Source organism: Haloarchaeobius lipolyticus (genome assembly GCF_051208015.1).
In the GTDB taxonomy this organism is placed as follows: Archaea; Halobacteriota; Halobacteria; order Halobacteriales; family Natrialbaceae; genus Haloarchaeobius.
The window spans coordinates 1,097,182-1,116,402 of record NZ_JBPKGF010000002.1 but is presented as its reverse complement, the minus strand read 5'-3'; the positions used below and the strand labels follow the sequence as shown (position 1 = coordinate 1,116,402).

At 65.6% G+C, this 19,221-nt stretch carries 20 protein-coding genes and 1 tRNA gene; 13 read left to right on the top strand and 8 right to left on the bottom strand.

Annotated elements, in window-relative coordinates; translation table 11 throughout:
* Positions 1 to 34 precede the first annotated feature (34 nt).
* The 5 genes from ACSC1Y_RS08620 to ACSC1Y_RS08600 all read right to left on the bottom strand — a co-directional run bounded on the left by ACSC1Y_RS08620 (position 35) and on the right by ACSC1Y_RS08600 (position 4,070).
* A complete protein-coding gene (locus ACSC1Y_RS08620; RefSeq protein ID WP_435334379.1) occupies positions 35 to 883 on the bottom strand; it encodes an ABC transporter permease in 849 nt (282 codons plus the stop codon).
* Positions 880 to 1,821: an ABC transporter ATP-binding protein gene (locus tag ACSC1Y_RS08615; protein ID WP_435334378.1), complete on the bottom strand. Its 942-nt coding sequence runs from the start codon at positions 1,819 to 1,821 to the stop codon at positions 880 to 882. The genes ACSC1Y_RS08620 and ACSC1Y_RS08615 overlap by 4 nt, the downstream gene beginning before the upstream one ends.
* Positions 1,822 to 1,888: 67 nt before the next feature.
* Positions 1,889 to 2,722, bottom strand: coding sequence for an ABC transporter permease subunit (locus ACSC1Y_RS08610; protein WP_435334377.1), 834 nt, complete (start codon positions 2,720 to 2,722; stop codon positions 1,889 to 1,891).
* Positions 2,719 to 3,687, bottom strand: coding sequence for an ABC transporter ATP-binding protein (locus ACSC1Y_RS08605; protein WP_435334376.1), 969 nt, complete (start codon positions 3,685 to 3,687; stop codon positions 2,719 to 2,721). Before ACSC1Y_RS08605 ends, ACSC1Y_RS08610 begins: the two co-directional genes overlap by 4 nt.
* A gap of 119 nt (positions 3,688 to 3,806) precedes the next feature.
* Positions 3,807 to 4,070, bottom strand: a complete 264-nt coding sequence (locus tag ACSC1Y_RS08600; protein WP_435334374.1) for a DUF7967 family protein — start codon at positions 4,068 to 4,070, stop codon at positions 3,807 to 3,809.
* Positions 4,071 to 4,223: 153 nt separating this feature from the next.
* Here ACSC1Y_RS08600 and ACSC1Y_RS08595 point away from each other — a divergent pair, with 153 nt between their 5' ends.
* The 11 genes from ACSC1Y_RS08595 to ACSC1Y_RS08545 all read left to right on the top strand — a co-directional run bounded on the left by ACSC1Y_RS08595 (position 4,224) and on the right by ACSC1Y_RS08545 (position 16,026).
* Positions 4,224 to 6,677, top strand: coding sequence for an ATP-dependent DNA helicase (locus ACSC1Y_RS08595; protein WP_435334373.1), 2,454 nt, complete (start codon positions 4,224 to 4,226; stop codon positions 6,675 to 6,677).
* A complete protein-coding gene (cgi121, locus tag ACSC1Y_RS08590) occupies positions 6,677 to 7,198 on the top strand; it encodes a KEOPS complex subunit Cgi121 (protein ID WP_435334372.1) in 522 nt (173 codons plus the stop codon). The genes ACSC1Y_RS08595 and cgi121 overlap by 1 nt, the downstream gene beginning before the upstream one ends.
* A gap of 38 nt (positions 7,199 to 7,236) precedes the next feature.
* The gene (locus tag ACSC1Y_RS08585) at positions 7,237 to 7,620 is read left to right on the top strand and encodes a DUF5789 family protein (RefSeq protein ID WP_435334371.1); all 384 of its coding nucleotides are present in this window, start codon (positions 7,237 to 7,239) and stop codon (positions 7,618 to 7,620) included.
* Between the two features lie 178 nt (positions 7,621 to 7,798).
* Positions 7,799 to 9,271 carry a selenium-binding protein SBP56-related protein gene (locus ACSC1Y_RS08580; RefSeq protein WP_435334370.1) on the top strand — a complete coding sequence of 491 codons (1,473 nt, stop codon included), beginning with the start codon at positions 7,799 to 7,801 and terminating at the stop codon, positions 9,269 to 9,271.
* Positions 9,268 to 9,609, top strand: coding sequence for a 2Fe-2S iron-sulfur cluster-binding protein (locus ACSC1Y_RS08575; RefSeq protein ID WP_435334368.1), 342 nt, complete (start codon positions 9,268 to 9,270; stop codon positions 9,607 to 9,609). Before ACSC1Y_RS08580 ends, ACSC1Y_RS08575 begins: the two co-directional genes overlap by 4 nt.
* Before the next feature lie 46 nt (positions 9,610 to 9,655).
* Positions 9,656 to 10,243, top strand: a complete 588-nt coding sequence (locus ACSC1Y_RS08570; RefSeq protein ID WP_435334367.1) for a class I SAM-dependent methyltransferase — start codon at positions 9,656 to 9,658, stop codon at positions 10,241 to 10,243.
* Between the two features lie 44 nt (positions 10,244 to 10,287).
* Positions 10,288 to 11,598 (top strand): oxidoreductase, encoded by a 1,311-nt coding sequence (locus ACSC1Y_RS08565; RefSeq protein WP_435334366.1) that lies wholly within the window; start codon positions 10,288 to 10,290, stop codon positions 11,596 to 11,598.
* A 146-nt stretch (positions 11,599 to 11,744) separates the two neighbouring features.
* A complete protein-coding gene (proB, locus tag ACSC1Y_RS08560) occupies positions 11,745 to 12,593 on the top strand; it encodes a glutamate 5-kinase (protein WP_435334365.1) in 849 nt (282 codons plus the stop codon).
* Positions 12,586 to 13,962, top strand: a complete 1,377-nt coding sequence (locus ACSC1Y_RS08555; RefSeq protein WP_435334364.1) for a glutamate-5-semialdehyde dehydrogenase — start codon at positions 12,586 to 12,588, stop codon at positions 13,960 to 13,962. The genes proB and ACSC1Y_RS08555 overlap by 8 nt, the downstream gene beginning before the upstream one ends.
* A 211-nt stretch (positions 13,963 to 14,173) precedes the next feature.
* Positions 14,174 to 14,836, top strand: coding sequence for a helix-turn-helix domain-containing protein (locus tag ACSC1Y_RS08550; RefSeq protein ID WP_435334363.1), 663 nt, complete (start codon positions 14,174 to 14,176; stop codon positions 14,834 to 14,836).
* A gap of 92 nt (positions 14,837 to 14,928) precedes the next feature.
* Positions 14,929 to 16,026 carry a sensor histidine kinase gene (locus ACSC1Y_RS08545; protein WP_435334362.1) on the top strand — a complete coding sequence of 366 codons (1,098 nt, stop codon included), beginning with the start codon at positions 14,929 to 14,931 and terminating at the stop codon, positions 16,024 to 16,026.
* A 44-nt stretch (positions 16,027 to 16,070) separates the two neighbouring features.
* Here the strand turns inward: ACSC1Y_RS08545 and ACSC1Y_RS08540 are convergent, their stop codons facing one another.
* Positions 16,071 to 16,400 (bottom strand): DUF5658 family protein, encoded by a 330-nt coding sequence (locus ACSC1Y_RS08540; protein ID WP_435334361.1) that lies wholly within the window; start codon positions 16,398 to 16,400, stop codon positions 16,071 to 16,073.
* Between the two features lie 388 nt (positions 16,401 to 16,788).
* Between ACSC1Y_RS08540 and ACSC1Y_RS08535 the strand changes: the two genes are divergently transcribed.
* Together ACSC1Y_RS08535 and ACSC1Y_RS08530 are read left to right on the top strand one after the other, a co-directional pair.
* Positions 16,789 to 17,610 (top strand): YihY/virulence factor BrkB family protein, encoded by an 822-nt coding sequence (locus ACSC1Y_RS08535; RefSeq protein WP_435334360.1) that lies wholly within the window; start codon positions 16,789 to 16,791, stop codon positions 17,608 to 17,610.
* Between the two features lie 123 nt (positions 17,611 to 17,733).
* The gene (locus tag ACSC1Y_RS08530) at positions 17,734 to 17,892 is read left to right on the top strand and encodes a hypothetical protein (RefSeq protein ID WP_435334359.1); all 159 of its coding nucleotides are present in this window, start codon (positions 17,734 to 17,736) and stop codon (positions 17,890 to 17,892) included.
* A 306-nt stretch (positions 17,893 to 18,198) separates the two neighbouring features.
* On the opposite strand, the gene ACSC1Y_RS08525 is transcribed toward ACSC1Y_RS08530, so the two are convergent.
* Together ACSC1Y_RS08525 and ACSC1Y_RS08520 are read right to left on the bottom strand one after the other, a co-directional pair.
* Positions 18,199 to 18,918 (bottom strand): rhodanese-like domain-containing protein, encoded by a 720-nt coding sequence (locus ACSC1Y_RS08525; protein WP_435334358.1) that lies wholly within the window; start codon positions 18,916 to 18,918, stop codon positions 18,199 to 18,201.
* Positions 18,919 to 19,050: 132 nt separating this feature from the next.
* Positions 19,051 to 19,123: transfer RNA gene (locus ACSC1Y_RS08520), tRNA-Gln, on the bottom strand.
* Between the last annotated feature and the right edge of the window lie 98 nt (positions 19,124 to 19,221).

The following is a 19,221-nucleotide window of genomic DNA, read 5'->3' as shown; positions in this document are numbered from 1 at the left end:
TCCACCCGAAACGGAGGGGGTTGGCCAACTCCGTTCAGATGTCGGCGTCACGGAATCGGCGGTAGCCGAGGCCGAGCGGTACGACGAGCCACAGCAGGAGGAACACCAGTCCGGCGACCGGTTCCTGGTAGTACTCGGGGCTGCCTGGATAGAGCCCACCGAACAGGCCGAAGATGCCGCGGAACTGCGGCTGCGTACCGACCACAAGGTTCCGGAGCGCGGTGAACGGGTCGAGGTTCCGGAAGATGGCCGCCCACTCCGGTGCGGGACGACCGGGTGAGGTCGCGCTGAAGCCGTTCAGGACGTACTGGACGACGCCCGGGATGGCGTCCCAGAGCAGCGCGAACAGGAAGAACAGCCCGAGGGACCCGACCGAGGCGCGAGTGGTGCTACTGACGGCCGCCGAGATGCCCGTCGCGATGCCGACGAACGCCACGGTGAACAGGGCGACTGCGGTGAACACGCCCAGCGACAGGAGCGGGTCGACTGGTGCGAAGTAGAGGAGTGCGACCACGTGTGCGACGCCGAAGTAGAGCGCCAGTATCGAGAGCGCTACAGCACACCGGCCGACGAAGCTCCCGAGGATGACCGCCTCGCGCGACAGCGGCAGTCCCAGCAGGACCTTCATCTCCCCGCTGGTCCGCTTGCTGACGACGGCGTTCTGTGAGAAGAACAGGGCGACCAGTGGGAAGAAGAACAGGCCGACGAGGAGCAGGAGCGACAGCAGCGCGAAGCCGGTTTCGGAACCGCTTCCGCCCGTCGACGACCCGTAGCCGTAGCCGATGACGAGACTGACGAGAGCGAACAGCGCACCGACCACGTAGAGACTCTTCGAACGCTTCGCGTCGCCGAAGTCCTTCCGGGCGACGAGTCGCCACCTCATCTCGAGACCTCCACGGCCGGTTCACGTTCCGGGTCGGCGTCGCCGGTGTAGGCGACGAACAGGTCCTCCAGCGAGGTCTCGCTGGTCTCGACGTTCTCGACGACCGCGCCGGCCTCGTAGCAGGCCTGCACGGTCCGCCCCTTCGCCCGGTTCTCGCACCCGACCTCGATGGTGAAGCCGGACGCCTCGACCCAGGAGACGCCATCGACCGCACGGATCCGGTCCGGGAGGCCGTCCGGCGCGGAGTCGAGCGTGAGCGTGAGCTGGCCGGTCGCGCCGGTCGCCTGTCGGAGCCCGTCGATACTGTCGACCGCGACGAGTTCGCCCTTGCTCAAGATTCCGACGCGGTCGCAGACGGCCTCGACCTGCTCCAGGATGTGCGACGAGAAGAAGACGGTCGCGCCGCGTTCTGACTCCTCGAGCACGATCTCGCGCATCTCGCGAGCGCCCGTGGGGTCGAGTCCGGTCGACGGCTCGTCGAGTATCAGGAGTTCCGGCTCGCCGGCGAGCGCCATGGCGAGCATCAGCCGCTGTTTCATCCCCTTCGAGTAGCCGGTCGCCTTGCGATCGGCCGCGTCGGCGATGCCGACGCGTTCGAGCAAGTCGTCCGGGTCCTCGCGGCCGCGCTTCGCCTCGATGGCGAACGCGACGTGCTCGCGTCCGGTCATGTCGCCGAGAGGTCCGTAGCCGTCCGGGAGGACGCCCGTCCGTTCGCGGATGGCGACTGTCTCGTCTTCGGCGTCCATACCCAGCACCTCCACCTCGCCCGCGGTGGGGTAGGCGTAGTTGAGCAGGATGTCGATGGTCGTCGACTTCCCGGCCCCGTTCGGCCCGAGAAAGCCGAACACCTCGCCGTCTTCGACCGTCAGGTCGAGGTCGCGGAGGGCGGTGATACTGCCGTAGCGCTTGGTCACGCCCGTGCAGTCGATTGCAACCATGGTGGTCACGACTGGGCGATGTGGTAAATGTCTTTGTACCGAGAAATGCCGGGATTCGTTCGCCGTCTCAGAGGTCGGCCTTGGTGAACCGCATCGCACCGAGCGCGAGCGGAACGACGAGCCAGAACGCGAGCACGACCAGCCCGAACCAGGGCTGGAGGTAGAACGCGTCACCCTCGACGAACGGGTTCACGTTGGGGATGACGTAGGTCAACGCGGTGTAGTACGCCGTCGAGGGCGCGAGGTTGCTGAGACCACCGATCCAGGCCGGCACCTGGCCCTGGAGCGAGAAGCCGTTGGTGACCCAGTAGAGGCCGAGCGGGACGACGTCCCAGAGGACCTCGAGGACGAACCAGAGGCCGACTGCGGCCGTGGTCGCCCGGCCGGTCGTCGCGAACATCGACGAGAGCGCGACGACGAGCGAGACGTACACCAGCGTGAACAGCAGCGTCACGACGAGGAACAGCGCGAACGGGACGAGCGCGAGTTCCCCGAGGGTCGCGACCACGATGGCCAGCGAGACGGCGAATCCGATTGACAGCGCCACGATGAGCACGCCGGTCCGGCCGACGACCTTCCCGAGCAGGAAGTCCATCCGGGAGTTCGGCAGGCCGAGGGCGAGTTTCATCTGTCCCGACTCGCGCTCACCGGCGATCGCCTTGTTCGCCATCACGACCGCCGTGATGGAGATGAACAACGTCGCCGGGCTGGCCAGGAAGAAGACCAGCCCGAGCGTCGAGCCCTCGTAGGTCTCGTTCCCGACCGTGATGGGGATGTCCAGCGTCGAGTACGCGTAGGCCATCAGGCCGGCGAACAGGACGAACAGGAGCGTCAGGCCCCAGAGCGCCTTCGAGCGGCGCGCGTCCTCGAAGTCCTTCCTGGCGACGACTGCGAAGCTCATGCTCGCACCTCCGTATCGACGTCCGTCGCCTGTTCGGCGTCTTCCTCGTCAGCACCGCCGTTCGTGTAGCTCATGAACAGCTCTTCGAGCGACGTCTCCGCCGTCGCGAAGTCGAGCACGCCGACGCCGCTGGACTCGATGGCGTCGAGGACGCCCGTCTTCGCCCCGCGGTCACAGGTGATGGAGAGCGTGTCGTCCGTGGCGGTGACAGCGGTGACGCCCGGGAATCGCTCGAGTTCGTCGAGCAGCCGGTCCGAGGGTTTCGAGTCGACCGTTACGGTGAGGGTCTGTCCGTCACCCATGGCCGCGCGGAGGTTGTCGAGCGTGTCGATGGCGACGAGTTCGCCCCTGTTCAAGATGGCGACGCGGTCACAGACGGCCTCGACCTGCTCCAGGATGTGCGACGAGAAGAAGACGGTCGCACCCCGGGCAGCCTCGGCTCTGATGATGTCGCGCATCTCGCGGGCGCCGTTCGGGTCGAGCCCGGTCGTCGGCTCGTCGAGGATGAGCAGGTCGGGTTCGCCGACGAGCGCCATCGCGAGGACGAGACGCTGTTTCATCCCCTTCGAGTAGCCGCCCGCCTTGCGGTCGGCGGCCTCGGCGATACCGACGCGTTCGAGCAGTTCGAGCGGGTCGTCGTCGGTTCCCTTCGAGTCGATGGCGAACTGGACGTGGGCACGGCCGGTCAGCCGGTCGTAGACGTGGTACCCGTCCGGGAGGACGCCGGTCCGCTGGCGGACGGACTGGGAGTCGGCCTGGGCGTCCATCCCGAGGACCGACGCGGTTCCCTCGGTCGGGCGGATGAAGTCGAGCAGGACGTTGATCGTCGTCGACTTCCCAGCCCCGTTCGGCCCGAGGAAGCCGAATATCTCCCCCTCCTCGACCCTGAGGTCGAGGTCGCGGAGCGCGACTGTCCCGTCCCCGAAACGCTTCGTCACTCCAGAAAGTTCGATTGCAGCTACCATGATACTGATACGTCCGACAAGTACTTATAGATACACTGATGGGTTGTATCACCCATCATACACGCATATCAATGCCCGTATAACGGTCCTGCAAAATCTAACCCCAGTCCTGTTACGTATCAGATGGCGTCGCCCGGCGCGTACTGTTCGGACGTCCGGGAGACCTCGTTCGCGTAACGAGCGCGGGTCTCCTCGTCCGGCACCGGTTCGAGACTCTCCTCCTCGACCTCCTTTCCGGCCGTGACGGGATTTCGCGTCAGCGAGTTGGCAGAGCGCTCCTGCTGGAGGTACCGCTCGCCGTCTTCGGTCGCGTAGACGATGGTCACGAGGTTCCGGTCGTCGAAGGTCCGCTCTACGAGCCAGCACTGGACGGTTTCGCTCATCGGTTCGTGGTTGGTGGCTCGGGGGTTTGAAGCTGTGGCTGTCGTCGGCACGTCCCGACTCCGACAACCGACACTCCTGCCAGCCACGGACCGACACTCCCGCCCGCCACGGAACACGACAGTTTAAACCGAAACGCGACCCAACTCCGGCCAATGAAGACGGCGGACGTTCCAGGTGTACCCGCGCCCTTCGTCGAGCAGTTGCACTCGGAGGGCATCGAGGAGCTCTACCCGCCGCAGGCTGCGGCCGTCGAGGCAGGTATCACGGACGGGAAGAGCGTCGTCGCTTCCATCCCGACGGCGAGCGGGAAGACGCTCATCGCGACGCTGGCGATGCTATCGGCGGTCGAACGCGGCGGGAAGGCGCTCTATATCGTCCCGCTTCGCGCCCTCGCCTCCGAGAAGAAAGCGGAGTTCGAGGCGTTCGAGCAGTTCGGCGTCAGCGTCGGCGTCTCGACGGGGAACTACGAGTCAGAGGGCGGCTGGCTCGGCGAGAAGGACATCGTCGTCGCCACCTCGGAGAAGGTCGACTCGCTCGTGCGCAACGGCGCGCCGTGGATCGACGACCTGACCTGCGTCGTCGCGGACGAGGTCCACCTCATCGACGACAGGCATCGCGGCCCGACCCTCGAGGTCACCCTCGCCAAGCTGCGGCAGGTCAACCCGAACTTGCAGGTCGTCGCCCTGTCGGCGACGGTCGGCAACGCGGGAGACATCGCGGACTGGCTCGACGCCGAACTCGTCGACGACGACTGGCGACCCATCGAACTGCGCAAGGGCGTCCACTTCGGAAACGCGCTCTCGTTCGACGACGGGAGCCAGCGGGAGGTCCGGGTGAAAGGCAGCGAGAAACAGGAGGCGGCGCTGCTCAGGGACGTGCTCGAGGACGGCGGCTCCTCCCTCGTCTTCGTCAACTCCCGACGGAACGCCGAGGCCGCGGCGCGACGCCTCGCCGACGAGGTAGAACCGTTCCTCACGCCCGACGAGAAGTCCGACCTCCGCGAACTCGCGGCCGAGGTCCGAGACGTGAGCGACTCGGACACGAGCGACGACCTCGCGGACGTGGTCGCCAAGGGCGGCGCGTTCCACCACGCCGGGCTGGCACGGGAACACCGTGCGCTCGTCGAGGACGCCTTCCGCGACCGCAAGCTCAGGGTCATCTGTGCCACGCCCACGCTCGCGGCCGGGGTGAACACACCGAGTCGGCGGGTCATCGTCCGCGACTGGCGGCGGTACGACGGCAGCGGGATGGCCCCGCTCTCGGTCCTCGAGGTCCACCAGATGATGGGTCGCGCCGGCCGGCCCGGCCGGGACCCCTACGGCGAGGCGGTCCTACTGGCGTCGAACCACGACGAGCGCGAGGAGCTGTTCGACCGCTACGTTTACGCCGAACCGGAACCGGTCCGGTCGAAGCTCGCGGCGCAGCCCGCGATGCGGACCCACGTGCTGGCGACCATCGCCTCCGGTTTCGCCCGTGACCGCGACGGCCTGCTCGGCTTTCTGGAGCAGACGCTCTACGCCGAACAGTCGACCGAAGAGGGGAGACTCGAACAGGTCGCCGACCAGGTGCTCGACTACCTCGTCCAGAACGGCTTCGTCGAGAACGACGACGGCGAGCTACAGGCGACGAACGTCGGCCACACCGTCTCGCAGCTCTACCTCGACCCGATGAGCGCTGCGACCATCATCGACGGGCTGCGGTGGGCCGCCGAGCGCGAGAGCGAGACAGCCGGCACCGACACGTCGGCGGGCAGCTTCACGGCGACCGACTCCGCAGCCGGGTTCCAGACCTACAGCCTCGATGGCGACGACGGGGACGAAGCGGACGACGACGGAGAGACCGAGCAGGCCGAACCGGTCGCGGACGCAGGTGACGACGCCGACGACCGTCCCGAGAAACCGACCGCGCTGGGCCTCTACCAGCTCATCTCTCGCACGCCGGACATGTACGAGCTGTACCTCAAGTCGGGTGACCGCGAGCAGTACGCAGAGGAGTTCTACGAGCGCGAGACCGAACTGCTCGGTCACCCACCGTCGGAGTACGAGGAGAACCGCTGGGAGGACTGGCTGTCGGCACTGAAGACCGCCCGACTGCTTGAGGACTGGGCGAACGAGGTCGACGAGGCCCGCATCACGGAGACGTACGAGGTCGGGCCGGGCGACCTGCGGGGGAAGGTCGAGACGGCCGAGTGGCTGCTCGGCGCGGCCGAACGCGTCGCCGGCGAGGTCGGCCTGCCGGGGCCCATCACGCGCGGCGTCCGGGACGCGAAGAAGCGAGTCGAAGACGGCGTCCGCGAGGAGCTGCTCGAACTGGTATCGGTCCGCGGAATCGGCCGAAAACGCGCCCGGCAGCTGTACGACGCAGGTATCGAGACGCCCGCCGACCTCCGTTCGGTCGAGAAGGGCGTCGTGCTCGCGGCGCTCGACGGCCGACGGAAGACCGCCGAGAACATCCTGGAGAACGCGGGGCGAGAGGACCCCTCAATGGACGAGGTCCGGGCCGACCCGACGGCGGTCCCGGACGATCCGGGGTCCACTCCCGATTCGAGGGCGGACGAGCAGGGACAGGAGTCCGAACAGAGCCAGACCAGCCTGGGTGATTTCTGATGCGGGTCGTCGAAGGCACCGCGACGGTCGCGGACGTCGACGAGTTCGTTGCCACCCTCGGGGAGCTCGCCGACGAGCACGGCTGTGCGGTGCAGGTGTTCGACGCCCGGTACGTCGTCGACCGGGCGCACCTCGACGCGGCTGTACGGCAGGCCGCACGCGCCTGGGAGCGAGACGACGCGGTGGCGCGGGACCCGGCCGTCGAGATACTGCTGTACGCCGCCGGTCGCCGACAGATATCGGAGGCGCTGGCGATGGGTGTCGACGAGGGGGAGACGCCCGTCGTCGCCGTCGTCGTCTCGGACTTCCCCGCCCACCCGTTCGAGACCGACGACGCGGAGGCGGCCGCCGCGGCAGACCTCGCGGCCATATTCGAGAAGAGTGAGACGCTCGCGCGCGAGACCGACGACGCCACCGTCCGCGAGTTCTTCGATATCGGCGACGCTGAGCTGGCCGCGACCGACGCGACGCTCGCCGACCTCGTCTGCGAACGGGTCGCCCTCCTGAGCATAAACAAGTAGGCCGGAACCTCTCCCGTCTCCTCTCTCTACCATCGCCTATGTCGGACCCAGACAACGGGCGCGACACAGCCCCCGACCGCGAGCGCGACATGGACCGTGCACAGGAGCGACAGCACGAACGCGCGAAGACCGTCGAGGACATCCTCGGCGACGTCGGGACCTTCCTCGACGAGCAGAAATACCCGACGACCGGCGAAGAGCTCGCCGTCGAGTACGGTGACGCCCGCGACGACCTCCCGAACGAGACGGAGTCGATGGGTGACGTGTTCGACCGCCTGGTCGACGAGCGGTTCGAGTCCGCCGAGGAAGCCAGGGAAGCGGTGTACAACGGAGTGACCGGTGAAGCCGGCGGTATGGAGGAGTACAACGACGAGCGCGACCTCGACCATACAGCCGACATGGAGACAGACAGGCGGCAATAATTTCCTCAGTTTCGGTCGTTGTTACGGCATGGGATGACAAGCCACACAGTGCGGATGGTTTCCACTGGGCCTCTCGTAAGTGACCGGACGGGGTGGCAGTGAGAATCGGCCGTCATCGATAGCGGGAACAGCACCCGCGACCCGATTCATCACCCGGTCAGGCAGCGTCTCTGTGACCATGACCAACGACCAGCCAACGGCCGAGGGGCACGGGGACCACTGTACGGACGGTGGCGACCATCACGACCACGGGAGCCACACCGGCCCAGGCTACGCCACACCACAGGCAGCCATCGAGGAGTCCGAACGCGAGAAACTGGCGTACGTCATGGGCCTGTACGTCGGGACCGAGGTCGACGCGCCCGACTTCCTCGCGGTCGTCGACCTCGACCCCGACTCCGAGACGTACCAGGAGGTGGTGAACCGGGTGGAGATGCCCGAGAAGGGTGACGAACTCCACCACTTCGGGTGGAACGCCTGCTCGTCATCCTGTCACATGGAGGGGCTGGAGCGGCGCCACCTCCTCGTCCCGGGACAGCGGTCCTCTCGCTTGCACGTCGTCGATGCGAAGGACCGACGGAATCCGGTCCTGCAAGAGGTCATCGAGCCGGAGGAGGTGTTCGAACACGACCTCTCTGCCCCGCACACCGTCCACTGCGTGCCCGACGGGAAGATACTGGTCAGCATGTTGGGTGACGCCGACGGCGAACTGCCGGGCGGCTTCCTCGAACTGAACCACGACTTCGAGATAACGGGGCGGTGGGACCAGCCCGGCGACGCTGAGATGAACTACGACTACTGGTACCAGCCCCGCCAGAACGTGATGGTCTCGACCGAGTGGGCCGCGCCGAAGACCTACTACCCCGGCTTCGACCTCGAGGACGTCGAGGAGGGCAAGTACGGTCGGAAGATACGCATCTGGAACTGGGAGGAACGCGAGGTGTGCCAGACCATCGACCTCGGCGAGGAGGGCCAGATACCCCTCGAGGTCCGATTCCTGCACTCGCCCGTCTCGACCCACGGTTTCGTCGGGGCGGCGCTGTCGTCGAACGTGTTCCACTTCTACGAGAGCGCGGATCCACGCACTGCTGACGCGAGCGGCGAGCAGGACGGACGGCGAGAGGTCGGCGAGTACCGTGCCGAGAAGGTCATCGACATCGAACCTCGCGAGCACGAGGACTGGGACTTTCCGGTGCCCGGCCTCGTCACCGACCTGCTCGTCTCGATGGACGATCGCTACCTGTTCTTCTCGAACTGGCTCCACGGCGACGTCCGCATGTACGACATCTCGGACCCGGCGAATCCACGCCTCGCCGACCAGGTCTGGGCCGGTGGGAACTTCGGCCCCCGGCACCCGACCGGCGAGGACGACCGACCCGTCTTCGGCGGCCCGCAGATGCTCCAGCTGAGCCTCGACGGCGAACGTCTCTACTGGACCACCTCGCTGTTCTCCTCCTGGGACGAGCAGTTCTACCCGGAGGAAGGCGAGCGGGGCTCTGTGATGCTGAAGGCCGACGTGGACCCACGGAAGGGGACGATGGAGCTGGACGAGGAGTTCATGGTCGACTTCGGGGCGCTCGACCAGGGACCGGCACGTGCCCACGAGATACGCTGGCCGGACGGCGACTGCACGAGCGACGTCTGGCAGTGAGCGCGGATACTCGACCACCGCAGACCTACCCGGTCACCGTCGAGTGGACAGACGGCCGGGCCGAGACCCACCAGCTCCCCGCCGACACCGACCTCGTCAGTGCCAGCGAGTCGCGGGGGCTCGGACTCCCCTTCGGCTGTCGGACCGGCGCCTGTGCTACCTGCGTCGCCCAGCTGGTCGACGGCGAGGTCGAGCACGTCCGGCCACCACGGGGGTTGAAGGAGCGCCACCTCGGCGCTGGCTACGTCCTGTGCTGTGTTGCCCAGCCGCGGTCTGCGTGCCGGCTCCGGGTCGGGAGCGCGGTTCAGCGTGAACTCGTCTCGAACCCGTGGAGATAGTCCGGAGGCGTGGACGTTATTGTCGGCGGGCCGTACGCTAGGAGGTATGAGCCGGTTCCAGAACACGGGAATGCCGGACGACGAGTGGTGGGAAGAACTGTGGCCCGACCCTGGTGAGACGCTTCGCGAACTGGGCTTCCAGGCGGGAGAGAGCGTGGTCGACGTCGGCGCGGGACGCGGCCACTTCGCGCTTCCGGCGGCGGAGATCGTGGGTGGCGCGCCCGTCTACGCCGTCGACCTGGACGGTGACCTCCTTGCGACGCTCTCGAAGGAGGCCGCCGCCGCACAGCTCGACAACGTCGTGACGGTCGAGGGTGACGCCCGTGACCTCCCAGAGCTCGTCCCCGACCCCGTCGACGTCGTCCTGTTCGCGAACGGCTTCCACGGCGTGGAATCGCCGGTCGAGTTCCTCCGGATGGCACGGTCGATGCTGCGGGACGATGGACGCCTCGTCCTCATCAACTGGCACGCGCGGCCGCCGGAAGAGACGACCGTCCTCGGGGAACCACGGGGACCGCCGACGGAGATTCGGATGCCGGCAACGGCGGCCGTCGACCACGCACGGGACGCAGGCTTCGAGGACGTGGAGAGCCACGACCTGGAACCGTACCACTACGCCCTCGTCTGTCGCTGACCGACCCGGGGCACATTCTTACCCGTCGCGGCCGAACTCCGCCCATGCCGCGGCTGGACGATTCCGTCACCATCGGCGACCTCACCGTACCGAACCGGCTCTACCGGGCACCGTTGCTCGAGTGTGCGGGGAACGGACCGGACGCGGTCGAGACGCTCGTCCACGACCTCGAACCGGCCGCCGCGTCGGGCGTCGGACTCGTCTTCCAGGGTGCGACCATCGTCACCGAGTCCGGCGGCTGCGCCGCGCCGGGGATGACCCGCGTCCACGACTCCGAGTTCGTCGCCCGTCTCTCGACGCTCACCGACGCCGTCCACGACCACGGCGGCACCATCTTCGTCCAGCTCGAACACGGCGGTCTGCGAAGCATGGAGACCTGGCACGCGGGCTACCGCGAGGAACATCCCGACGAACGACAGCTCGCCGTCTCGCGGCCACCGTGGCAGCTCCGCCTGCTCGACTCGCTGGGATTCCTCGACTTCGACCCCCGCGTCATGACCACCGAGGAGGTGTACGACCTCGCGGACTCGTTCGCGAGCGCGGGCGAGGCCTGCGTCGATGCTGGCTACGACGGCATCCACCTCGCCGGCGCGAACATGGGTATCCTCCAGCAGTTCCTCAGCCCGTTCTACAACCGCCGTGACGACGAGTTCGCCGACGGCGTCCGGTTCCTCGAACTCCTGCACGACGAGCTTCGCGACCGAATCGGCGACGTCCCCATCGTGACGAAGGTTCCCTGCGAGACGCCGGCTCCGCCGGTCGTTCGTCGGAAGCTCGGCGTCGAGGAGGCGGTCGACATCGCGCGACGGCTCGACCGCATCGGCTACGACGCACTCGTCCCCGTCCAGACCTCCGTCGTCTGGGACATGAGCATCATCCGCGGCCGGTTCCCGGCGCGAGCGTGGCGGGACGACTCGTTCCAGTCGGGGTACGACGAGGCGTTCGGCGGCCCCTGGCGGACTCGGCTCGTCCGGTTCCTCAACCACCTGCAGTCGCTCCAGTTCGACTTCGAACCGGCGTGGAACGCCGACCTCGCCCGGCAGGTGCGCGAGGCCGTCGACGTGCCGGTCCTGCTCGAAGGCGGCGTCAGAGAGCGCGGCCAGATGGACCGACTGCTCGGCGAGGCCTGCGATATGGTCGGAATGGCCCGCCCGTTCTACGCCGAGCCGAAGCTCGCCGCGCGACTGCTCGCCGACGACGCCAGCGACGGGACCCGCGTCGTCTGCGAGAACTGCAACAACTGCACCGTCCCGCAGGTGACGGGTGCGGTCGGCCAGTGTCGGACCCCGTCGGTGCTGCGCCGGTCCGGCGAGTTCGAGAAGGCTGGCGCGTACGACGGGACCGAGAACACGTGAGGGGTCAGCACGAACCGTCAGTGTACAAACCTGCGGGAACCCCAGTGTCTATCTCGTTGCAGCGACCTAGATGGACGAGAGAATGGTCTACGTGCGCGGAACCGATTGTGAGAACGTGAAGAGCGTGCCCGGCGCGGTGGTCGACGATGTCTGAGGTCGCGGACGACGTCCCAGCCGACGACGACGTCGTGGCCTCGACGCGGCGGCGGGCCGCCGACGCCCAGCGCGTGCTCGTGAAGGCGGGGACGAACTCGCTGACGGACGACGAGTCGAACCTCGACGACGAGAAGCTCGACAAGCTGGTCGACGACCTCGTCGACCTTCGCCGGCGAGGGAAAGACGTCATCCTGGTCTCCTCCGGTGCCATCGGGGCCGGCGCGGGTCGCGTAGGCCACCAGACCAACACCGTCGAGGCCTCGCAGGCGCTCTCGACGGTCGGACAGAGCCACCTGATGCGGCGGTACACCGAGAGCTTCGAACGGTACGACCTGACAGTCGCACAGATACTGCTCACCCAGCAGGACATCGAGGACCCGGAGCGGTTCACCAACTTCCGCAACACCATCGAGACCCTGTTGGAGTGGGGCATCGTCCCCATCATCAACGAGAACGACGCCGTCGCCACCGAGGAGATACGAATCGGCGACAACGACATGCTCGCCGCCTCGGTCGCCATCGGCAGCGACGTCGACCTACTGGTCACGCTGACCGACGTCGGCGGCGTCTACACGGGTAACCCGAAGCACGACCCCGACGCCGAGCGCATCACCGCGGTCGGCGAGAACTACGACCGCGTCCAGGACATCATCGCCGCGAGCGCGACCGACGAGTTCGGCGGCATCCGGACGAAGGTCGAGGGCGCCCGCGACGTGAGCGAACACGGCGTCCCGGCCATCATCGCGGCGTCGGCCGAGCCCGCCGTCCTCGAACGCATCGCGAACGGCGAATCGGTCGGCACGATATTCCTCCCCATCGACGGTGACTCAGATGACTGACCACGATACCGACGAACAGAACCATTCCGACGCACAGAACCACACCGACGAACAGGTCCGAGCGGCACAGTCCGCGGCGCTCGAACTGGCGAAGCTGTCCGAACAGTCGCGGAACGATGCACTCAGAGCCATCGCCGACGCCATCGACGCCCGCCACGACGAGATACTCGCGGCGAACGAGAAGGACGTCACAGAGGGCGAGCGGCTCCTCGAGCAGGGCGAGTACACGCAGGCGCTGGTCGACCGACTCAAGCTCTCTCCGTCGAAGCTCAACAGCATCACCGAGATGGTCAGAAGCGTCGCCGAGCAGGACGACCCGCTCGGGAAGACCCTCGAAGCACGCGAACTAGACGAGGACCTCGAACTGTACAAGGTCGCGGTTCCCATCGGCGTCGTCGGTTCCGTGTTCGAGTCCCGGCCGGACGCGCTCGTCCAGATCGCCGCCCTGTGTCTCAAGTCGGGGAACGCGGTTCTGCTCAAAGGCGGCAGCGAAGCCTCCCACTCCAACCGCATCCTGTTCGACATCATCCGCGAAGCGACCGAGGCGGCAGCAGACGTACCCGACGGCTGGGCCCACCTCGTCGAGGCGCGCGAGGACGTCGACCGGATGCTCGAACTCGACGAGTCCATCGACCTGCTGATGCCCCGCGGAAGCTCGGCGTTCGTCCAGTACATCCAGGACAACACGTCGATACCCGTCCTCGGTCACACAGAGGGTATCTGTCACGTCTACGTCGACCGTGACGCCGACCTGTCGATGGCCGCCGACATCGCCTTCGACGCGAAGGTCCAGTATCCGGCGGTCTGTAACGCCGTCGAGACGCTGCTGGTCCACGAGTCGGTCGCCGCCGACTTCCTGCCCGACATCGTCGCGCGCTACGAGGAGGCCGGTGTCGAGGTTCGCGGCGACGAACGCGTCCGGGAGCTCGTGGACGTCGAGGCGGCCACGGAGGAGGACTGGTCGACGGAGTACGGCGACCTCGTCGTCTCCGTCCGGGTCGTCGACTCACTGGAGGACGCCGTCGACCACGTCACGACCTACGGCTCGAAACACACCGATTCCATCGTCACCGAGGACGCCGACCGCGCGGGCCGGTTCATGCGGAGCGTCGACTCCGCGAGCGTGTTCCACAACGCCTCCACCCGGTTCGCCGACGGCTACCGGTTCGGCCTCGGCGCGGAGGTCGGCATCAGCACGGGCAAGATACACGCCCGCGGACCCGTCGGCCTCGAGGGACTGACGACGTACAAGTACCACCTCGAGGGCGACGGCCACCTCGTCGCGACGTACGCGGGCGAAGACGCGAAACCCTACACCCACCGCGAGTTCGAGGGGACGTGGACGCCGGGTCGGCGCTCCCGGGACTGACCGCAAAGAACCCTGCTCTCATTTCGTCTCGTTCTGTCGAGAATGAACAGATACAGAGAGGTCATGGCTAGAGTTCATCAGCTCCTAACTGAAAGGCGATACACACCCCCCTGACCAATCCCAGTTTTTTATCTACCTCAGGTGACGTTTAGTACACTAGGATTGACTCAGTGGAAGGTCCGGAACGACCGACCCCGTCCTCACCTTCGATATGGTCCTAATCACCGACATCATGATTCCGGCAGATCAGTTCGCCCTCGGGCGCGTATTCAATGCGAATCCGGACGTCGAGATAGAACTCGAGCGGATAGTCCCACTTCGGGGGGCAGTGATTCCGCTGTTCTGGGTCGAAGGATCCGAGCAGGCCGACATCGAAGCGGTACTCGCGGCCGACCCACTCGCCGAGGAGGTGACCGTCCTCTCGGAGTTAGAAGGACGCAGTCTGTTCCAGGTCGTCTGGAGCAGTGAGGTGAACGGTCTCGTCCAGTCACTGATAGAGAGTCGTGCGGAGATCCTCCGTGCCACCGGAACGGTGAACGAGTGGGAGTTTCGGCTCCAGTTCAACGATAGAGAGAGACTCCAGGTATTCCGGGAACGGTGCGTCGAGAGCGGCATAAATATGACACTTCGTCGGTTGTACAATCCGTCACTCCCCAGAAAGAACGACCAGCTGACCGACGACCAGTACGACATCATCTCGACCGCGTTGAACAAGGGCTACTGGGACGTCCCGCGTGGCATCAAGCTTGGCGAACTCGCGGCGCTCGTCGGAATCAGTGACAACGCTGCGTCACAACGGATGCGACGTGGACTCAAGACCCTCGTTACTGACTCTCTCGACACGGATACTCGGTCGCAGTTCGGCAATCGGTGACCAGTTTCGAATCCGCCATTTCTTACTTCTGGTATATATACTGTGGTGGATGTGAGAGTGTCGCATTCCCCTCGCTGTACCCAACACATTGCATGGGCGGAACGGAGTGGCTGTCGGTGCTCGAGAACGACGACCGTAGACAGTTACTGGTCCGCCTTCTCCACGGGAATCCAGAACGGCGTCTCGGCATCGCGACGGACATGGGTACCTCGCCCGCCGAACGGGTGTCGGTCGAAACGGAGATGTATCGTACCCACCTTCCACTGCTGGTCGAACACGGTCTCGTCAACTGGAACAGGGACGAGGACGTGGTGACACGAGGGCCAGCGTTCGACGAGGTCCGTCCGCTGCTCGAGCTCCTCGACGGGCAGTCGACGGCGTTCTCCGAAGCGCTCATCGCCGCGGTTCGTGGGGTTACCGAACGCCTTCAGGAAGAGCTGCAGTCGACCACGGACAGGTGCGAGCGACTACGGGCGGAGAACGACCGGTTGAGCGAGTTCGCACAGCAGGTGAGCCACGACCTGCGGAGTCCGCTGACGGTCGCGAGCCTCCGCCTCGAACTCGCTCGTGACTCGGTCGACTCTGAGCATCTCGAGAAAGCAGCGGATGCTCTCGAACGGATGGAAGCCCGCATCGACGAGACCCTGACGCTCGCACGCGAGGGGCGAGTCATCCAGGCGGGAGAGCCAGTTTCGCTTCGAGAGGTCGTGAACGACGTCGAAGAGACGTTCGAGGCGAACGTCGAGGTCTGTCACGATGCCCTCGATGGACCAGAGATCGTCGCCGACAGGAGTCGGCTGGTCGTACTCCTCGAGAACCTCTTCCGGAACGCGGTAGACCACTCCACGACGCTAGCTGTGCCGGCCGTCGAACACTCCACGACACCAGGGGCATCCGTCCCAAACGAAGAGCCAGACGTCCCCAACGAACGACCGGACGTTTCGGTGCGGGTCGGCTCACTCCCGGAGGGCTTCTACGTCGCGGACGACGGGCCGGGTATACCGCCAGCGGACAGAGAGCGGGTCTTCGAGGACGGCTACTCGACGAGCGAGGACGGCTCCGGTCTCGGCCTCGGTATCGTTCGAGAGATCGCCGACGCACACGGGTGGACGCTCACGGTGACGTCGTCGGCCGATGGCGGTGCCCGGTTCGAGGTCAGGGGAGTGGAGCTCGCAGCCAAGATTCCCTGACGGTGTGGGCGGCGGGAACCGGGAGACGGGAGCACCGTATCCAGCTACGGGACCGACACCGCCAGCAACGCCACGTTCCACGCCATCACGCCACAGCCAGTTATCGCCAGCCCCGCCGGAACGCCGACGTCGTACGGCGCGGGCATCTGTCGGTAGACGGTGTAGAAGCCGACCAGAACCGCCGCCTTCCAGACGGGCAGGACGACCAGTCCGTGCTGGTGTAGCGCCCCCTGTACCAGGGGGTTCCCCTCTCCGGCGACGCCGAGGTCGAGCGCAGCCACCGTTATCGCGACGTCGAGGACCCCGAACAAGAGCAAGGCGATGGCCCACAGGAGGTCGACCGACGTTCGCCGGGTGGCGTCGCTGACTGCCATGTACCTCGACCTTCGAGCGAGTGGCGGTTTGTTATGAAGTCGGTAGAGCGTGGAATGGTAGCCCACGACATGCCGGAACTGTATCCCGACCGTTGCTTTCCCAGCGACGGGCCGACTGACCACGCGCTGCTCGGCTGCGTAGAAGGAGGAAGTAGATCCGCTTCTGACGAACTGAGGCGTGCGATTTCGTCGAGATTAACTGACACACCCCGACCCGAGAACGGGTGAAACGGTCAGTTACAGTGTCGTTTTCACGACTGTTTCGTGGCGGTTCGGCCGAACCATAGCGTTCTCCAGCGAAGTTTTCGCGCCGAGTTCTTCGATGCGGTCGGGAGACGCACCTTCCGTAAACCTCTCAATTACGTTGCCTGAACGAGACAGGTTCGATATGGATATCGAGCTGGTCGTCTCGCGAGCGAAGGCGACTCGGACCCTCTTCAGCGAGAAGAACGTCACGTTCCTCGCCGGGAGTATCGCCTACAGCGCGTTCGTCTCACTCGTCCCACTGGTGATGTTCTTCTTCCTCGCCGTCTCCGTCTTCGGCGCTCCCGAGCTCCAGGAGCGCATCGTCGAAGTTACCACGACCAACGTCTCTCCGGCGGTCGGCGGGGTCATCGAAGTGATGATAGAACAGCAGAGCACAGCTGGTACTGGATCGACCGTCGGCGCGTCTCTCATCGGGGTACTCACCCTCGTCTGGGGTGCCATCAAGGTGTTTCGTGGACTCGATACCGCATTCTCGGAGATCTACGAGACGACTGCAGCAGAGTCGTTCGTCGGGCAGATAAAGAAGAGTCTGCTGATACTCTGTAGCCTCACGGTCGGAATCGTCGCGATGGTCGGCGCAACCAGCGTCGTCGCGTTTCTCTCGGCTGTCCCGTTCATCGGGGCCGTAGTCCCCCTGGTACTCGTCGTCGCCCTCGTCGTCGCGTTCTTCCCGATGTACTACCTCTTCCCGGACATCGACGTCGAACCTCGAGACGTGCTCCCGGGGGCGATAATCGGCGCTGTCGGCTGGACGGTGTTGCAGGTGCTGTTTCAGGCGTACGTCACTCTCACCGGCGGCGGTGGGAACCTCATCGCGAGCATCCTCCTGTTCGTCACCTGGCTGTACTTCACCGGCGTCGTCCTGCTTCTGGGCGCGACGTACAACGCCGTGGCCACCGGACGGGCAGGAGCGACAGGTGACCACACCGAGTCTATCGACTGAGCGCCATCACGCGCCCGTGAAAGTCGAATAAATAGCCGACAACTCAAAGGCAGTTGAGACACAACACTGTGGCACGCCGTCACGAACGATTGGGGACGGATGATTAGACCGAGGTCCACTACGATGCCGAACTGCAACCGCTGTACCGACGAGATCGACGAAGCGACCGACACCCACATCGAGGTGGTGAAACCGATGGAGTACAAGGGTTCGACCCAGCAGATACGCCACTACTACTGCACCATCGCCTGTCTGCTCGAACAGACCAAGGCGACGGGCTGATGACCAGCGAGGCGATGACGACGTCGCTGTCTGAACGACTCCGGGATGCGGGTAGCGAGCTGTCCACCTCACGCTTCGAGAACGAACTGTCCACTGTCGGAACGGCGCAGCTCGACGGTCTACGGGTCGTCGACGTGGTGTCCACCCTCTCGACGCCGGATGGGCACGGTGTGCTCGCCGTGGACGACACCACGGGCGTCGGCGGCACCGCTCGCAGCGCAAGAATCAGTGTCAGTTCGAACGGTACCGGCGAATCGCCGAACACTCCAGCTCGGGCTCCGCTCACCCCGACCTCTTCGGGAACGTCTACTTCTTCGGCCGTTCGAGCGACTCTACGGAGTCCGCCGTCACCACCTGGGTCGTCAACGCACCGAGCGTCGTCTCCACGCTGTAGTCGGGTGCCTCCAGCGACACGACCGATTCCGGCGTCACGCCGTCGAAGTGAACGGTCATCGCGTACGAGCCGTCCGGTTCGACGAACGCTGCCTCGAGGGGTTCCATCCCATTCGCGGACTGCCACCTGAGCATCACCGTCTCCCCCTCGAACGAGGCGTCTGTCTGACCGCGGATCTCGTACTTGCTCGAGTTCGACGAGCCCGTCACCGGGTAGCCGCGCTCTTGCCACTCGTAGAAGCCTTCGTCGATGACGGAAACGTCCTTGTAGCCCGCCTTCTGGAGTTCGGCGGCCCGAACGGAGGACAGGTGGTGTGGACAGCCACAGTAGCAGACGATCTTCTGGTCTTTCGACCACTTCTCCACCGGCGAGTTCGAGATGGGCGAGTTCGCCGGCGAGCTGACCGCACCCTCGATGTGGGAGGATTGGTAGGCCGATTCACCGCGGGCGTCGGCGAACTTGGCCTCGCCGTTCTTGTACCACTCGTAGGTCTTGTCGACGGGTGTGAGGTAGATCGTCTCACCGTCGACGACGAGGATCTTGTCGTCGCCGCTGCCGCCGCCGCCACCGAGACAGCCGGCCAGTCCGGTGAGCGACACACCGACACCGGAGAGGAACGTACGCCGTTTCATATGCGCGTTCGTAAGTAATGCAACGAAATATGGGTGTTGGTGTCGGAGATACCCCTTCGTTTCGGGTGGAAAACGGAGTACGGTGGAGGTTACCGTCTACAGTGGAAACGTGGGTCGTTCGGAGAACGGAAGTAGTTCCACCAGGATTCGAACCTGGGTCGTTGCCCCCAGAAGGCAACAGGATTGGCCACTACCCCATGGAACTAGGTAAGCAACAATAGGTATCGCTTGGGTGGTAAAGAGTGTTGCGAATCTCGAAGACAGTGGCAGATACTCCCACGTCGTTCCCTCCGCGAGGTAGAG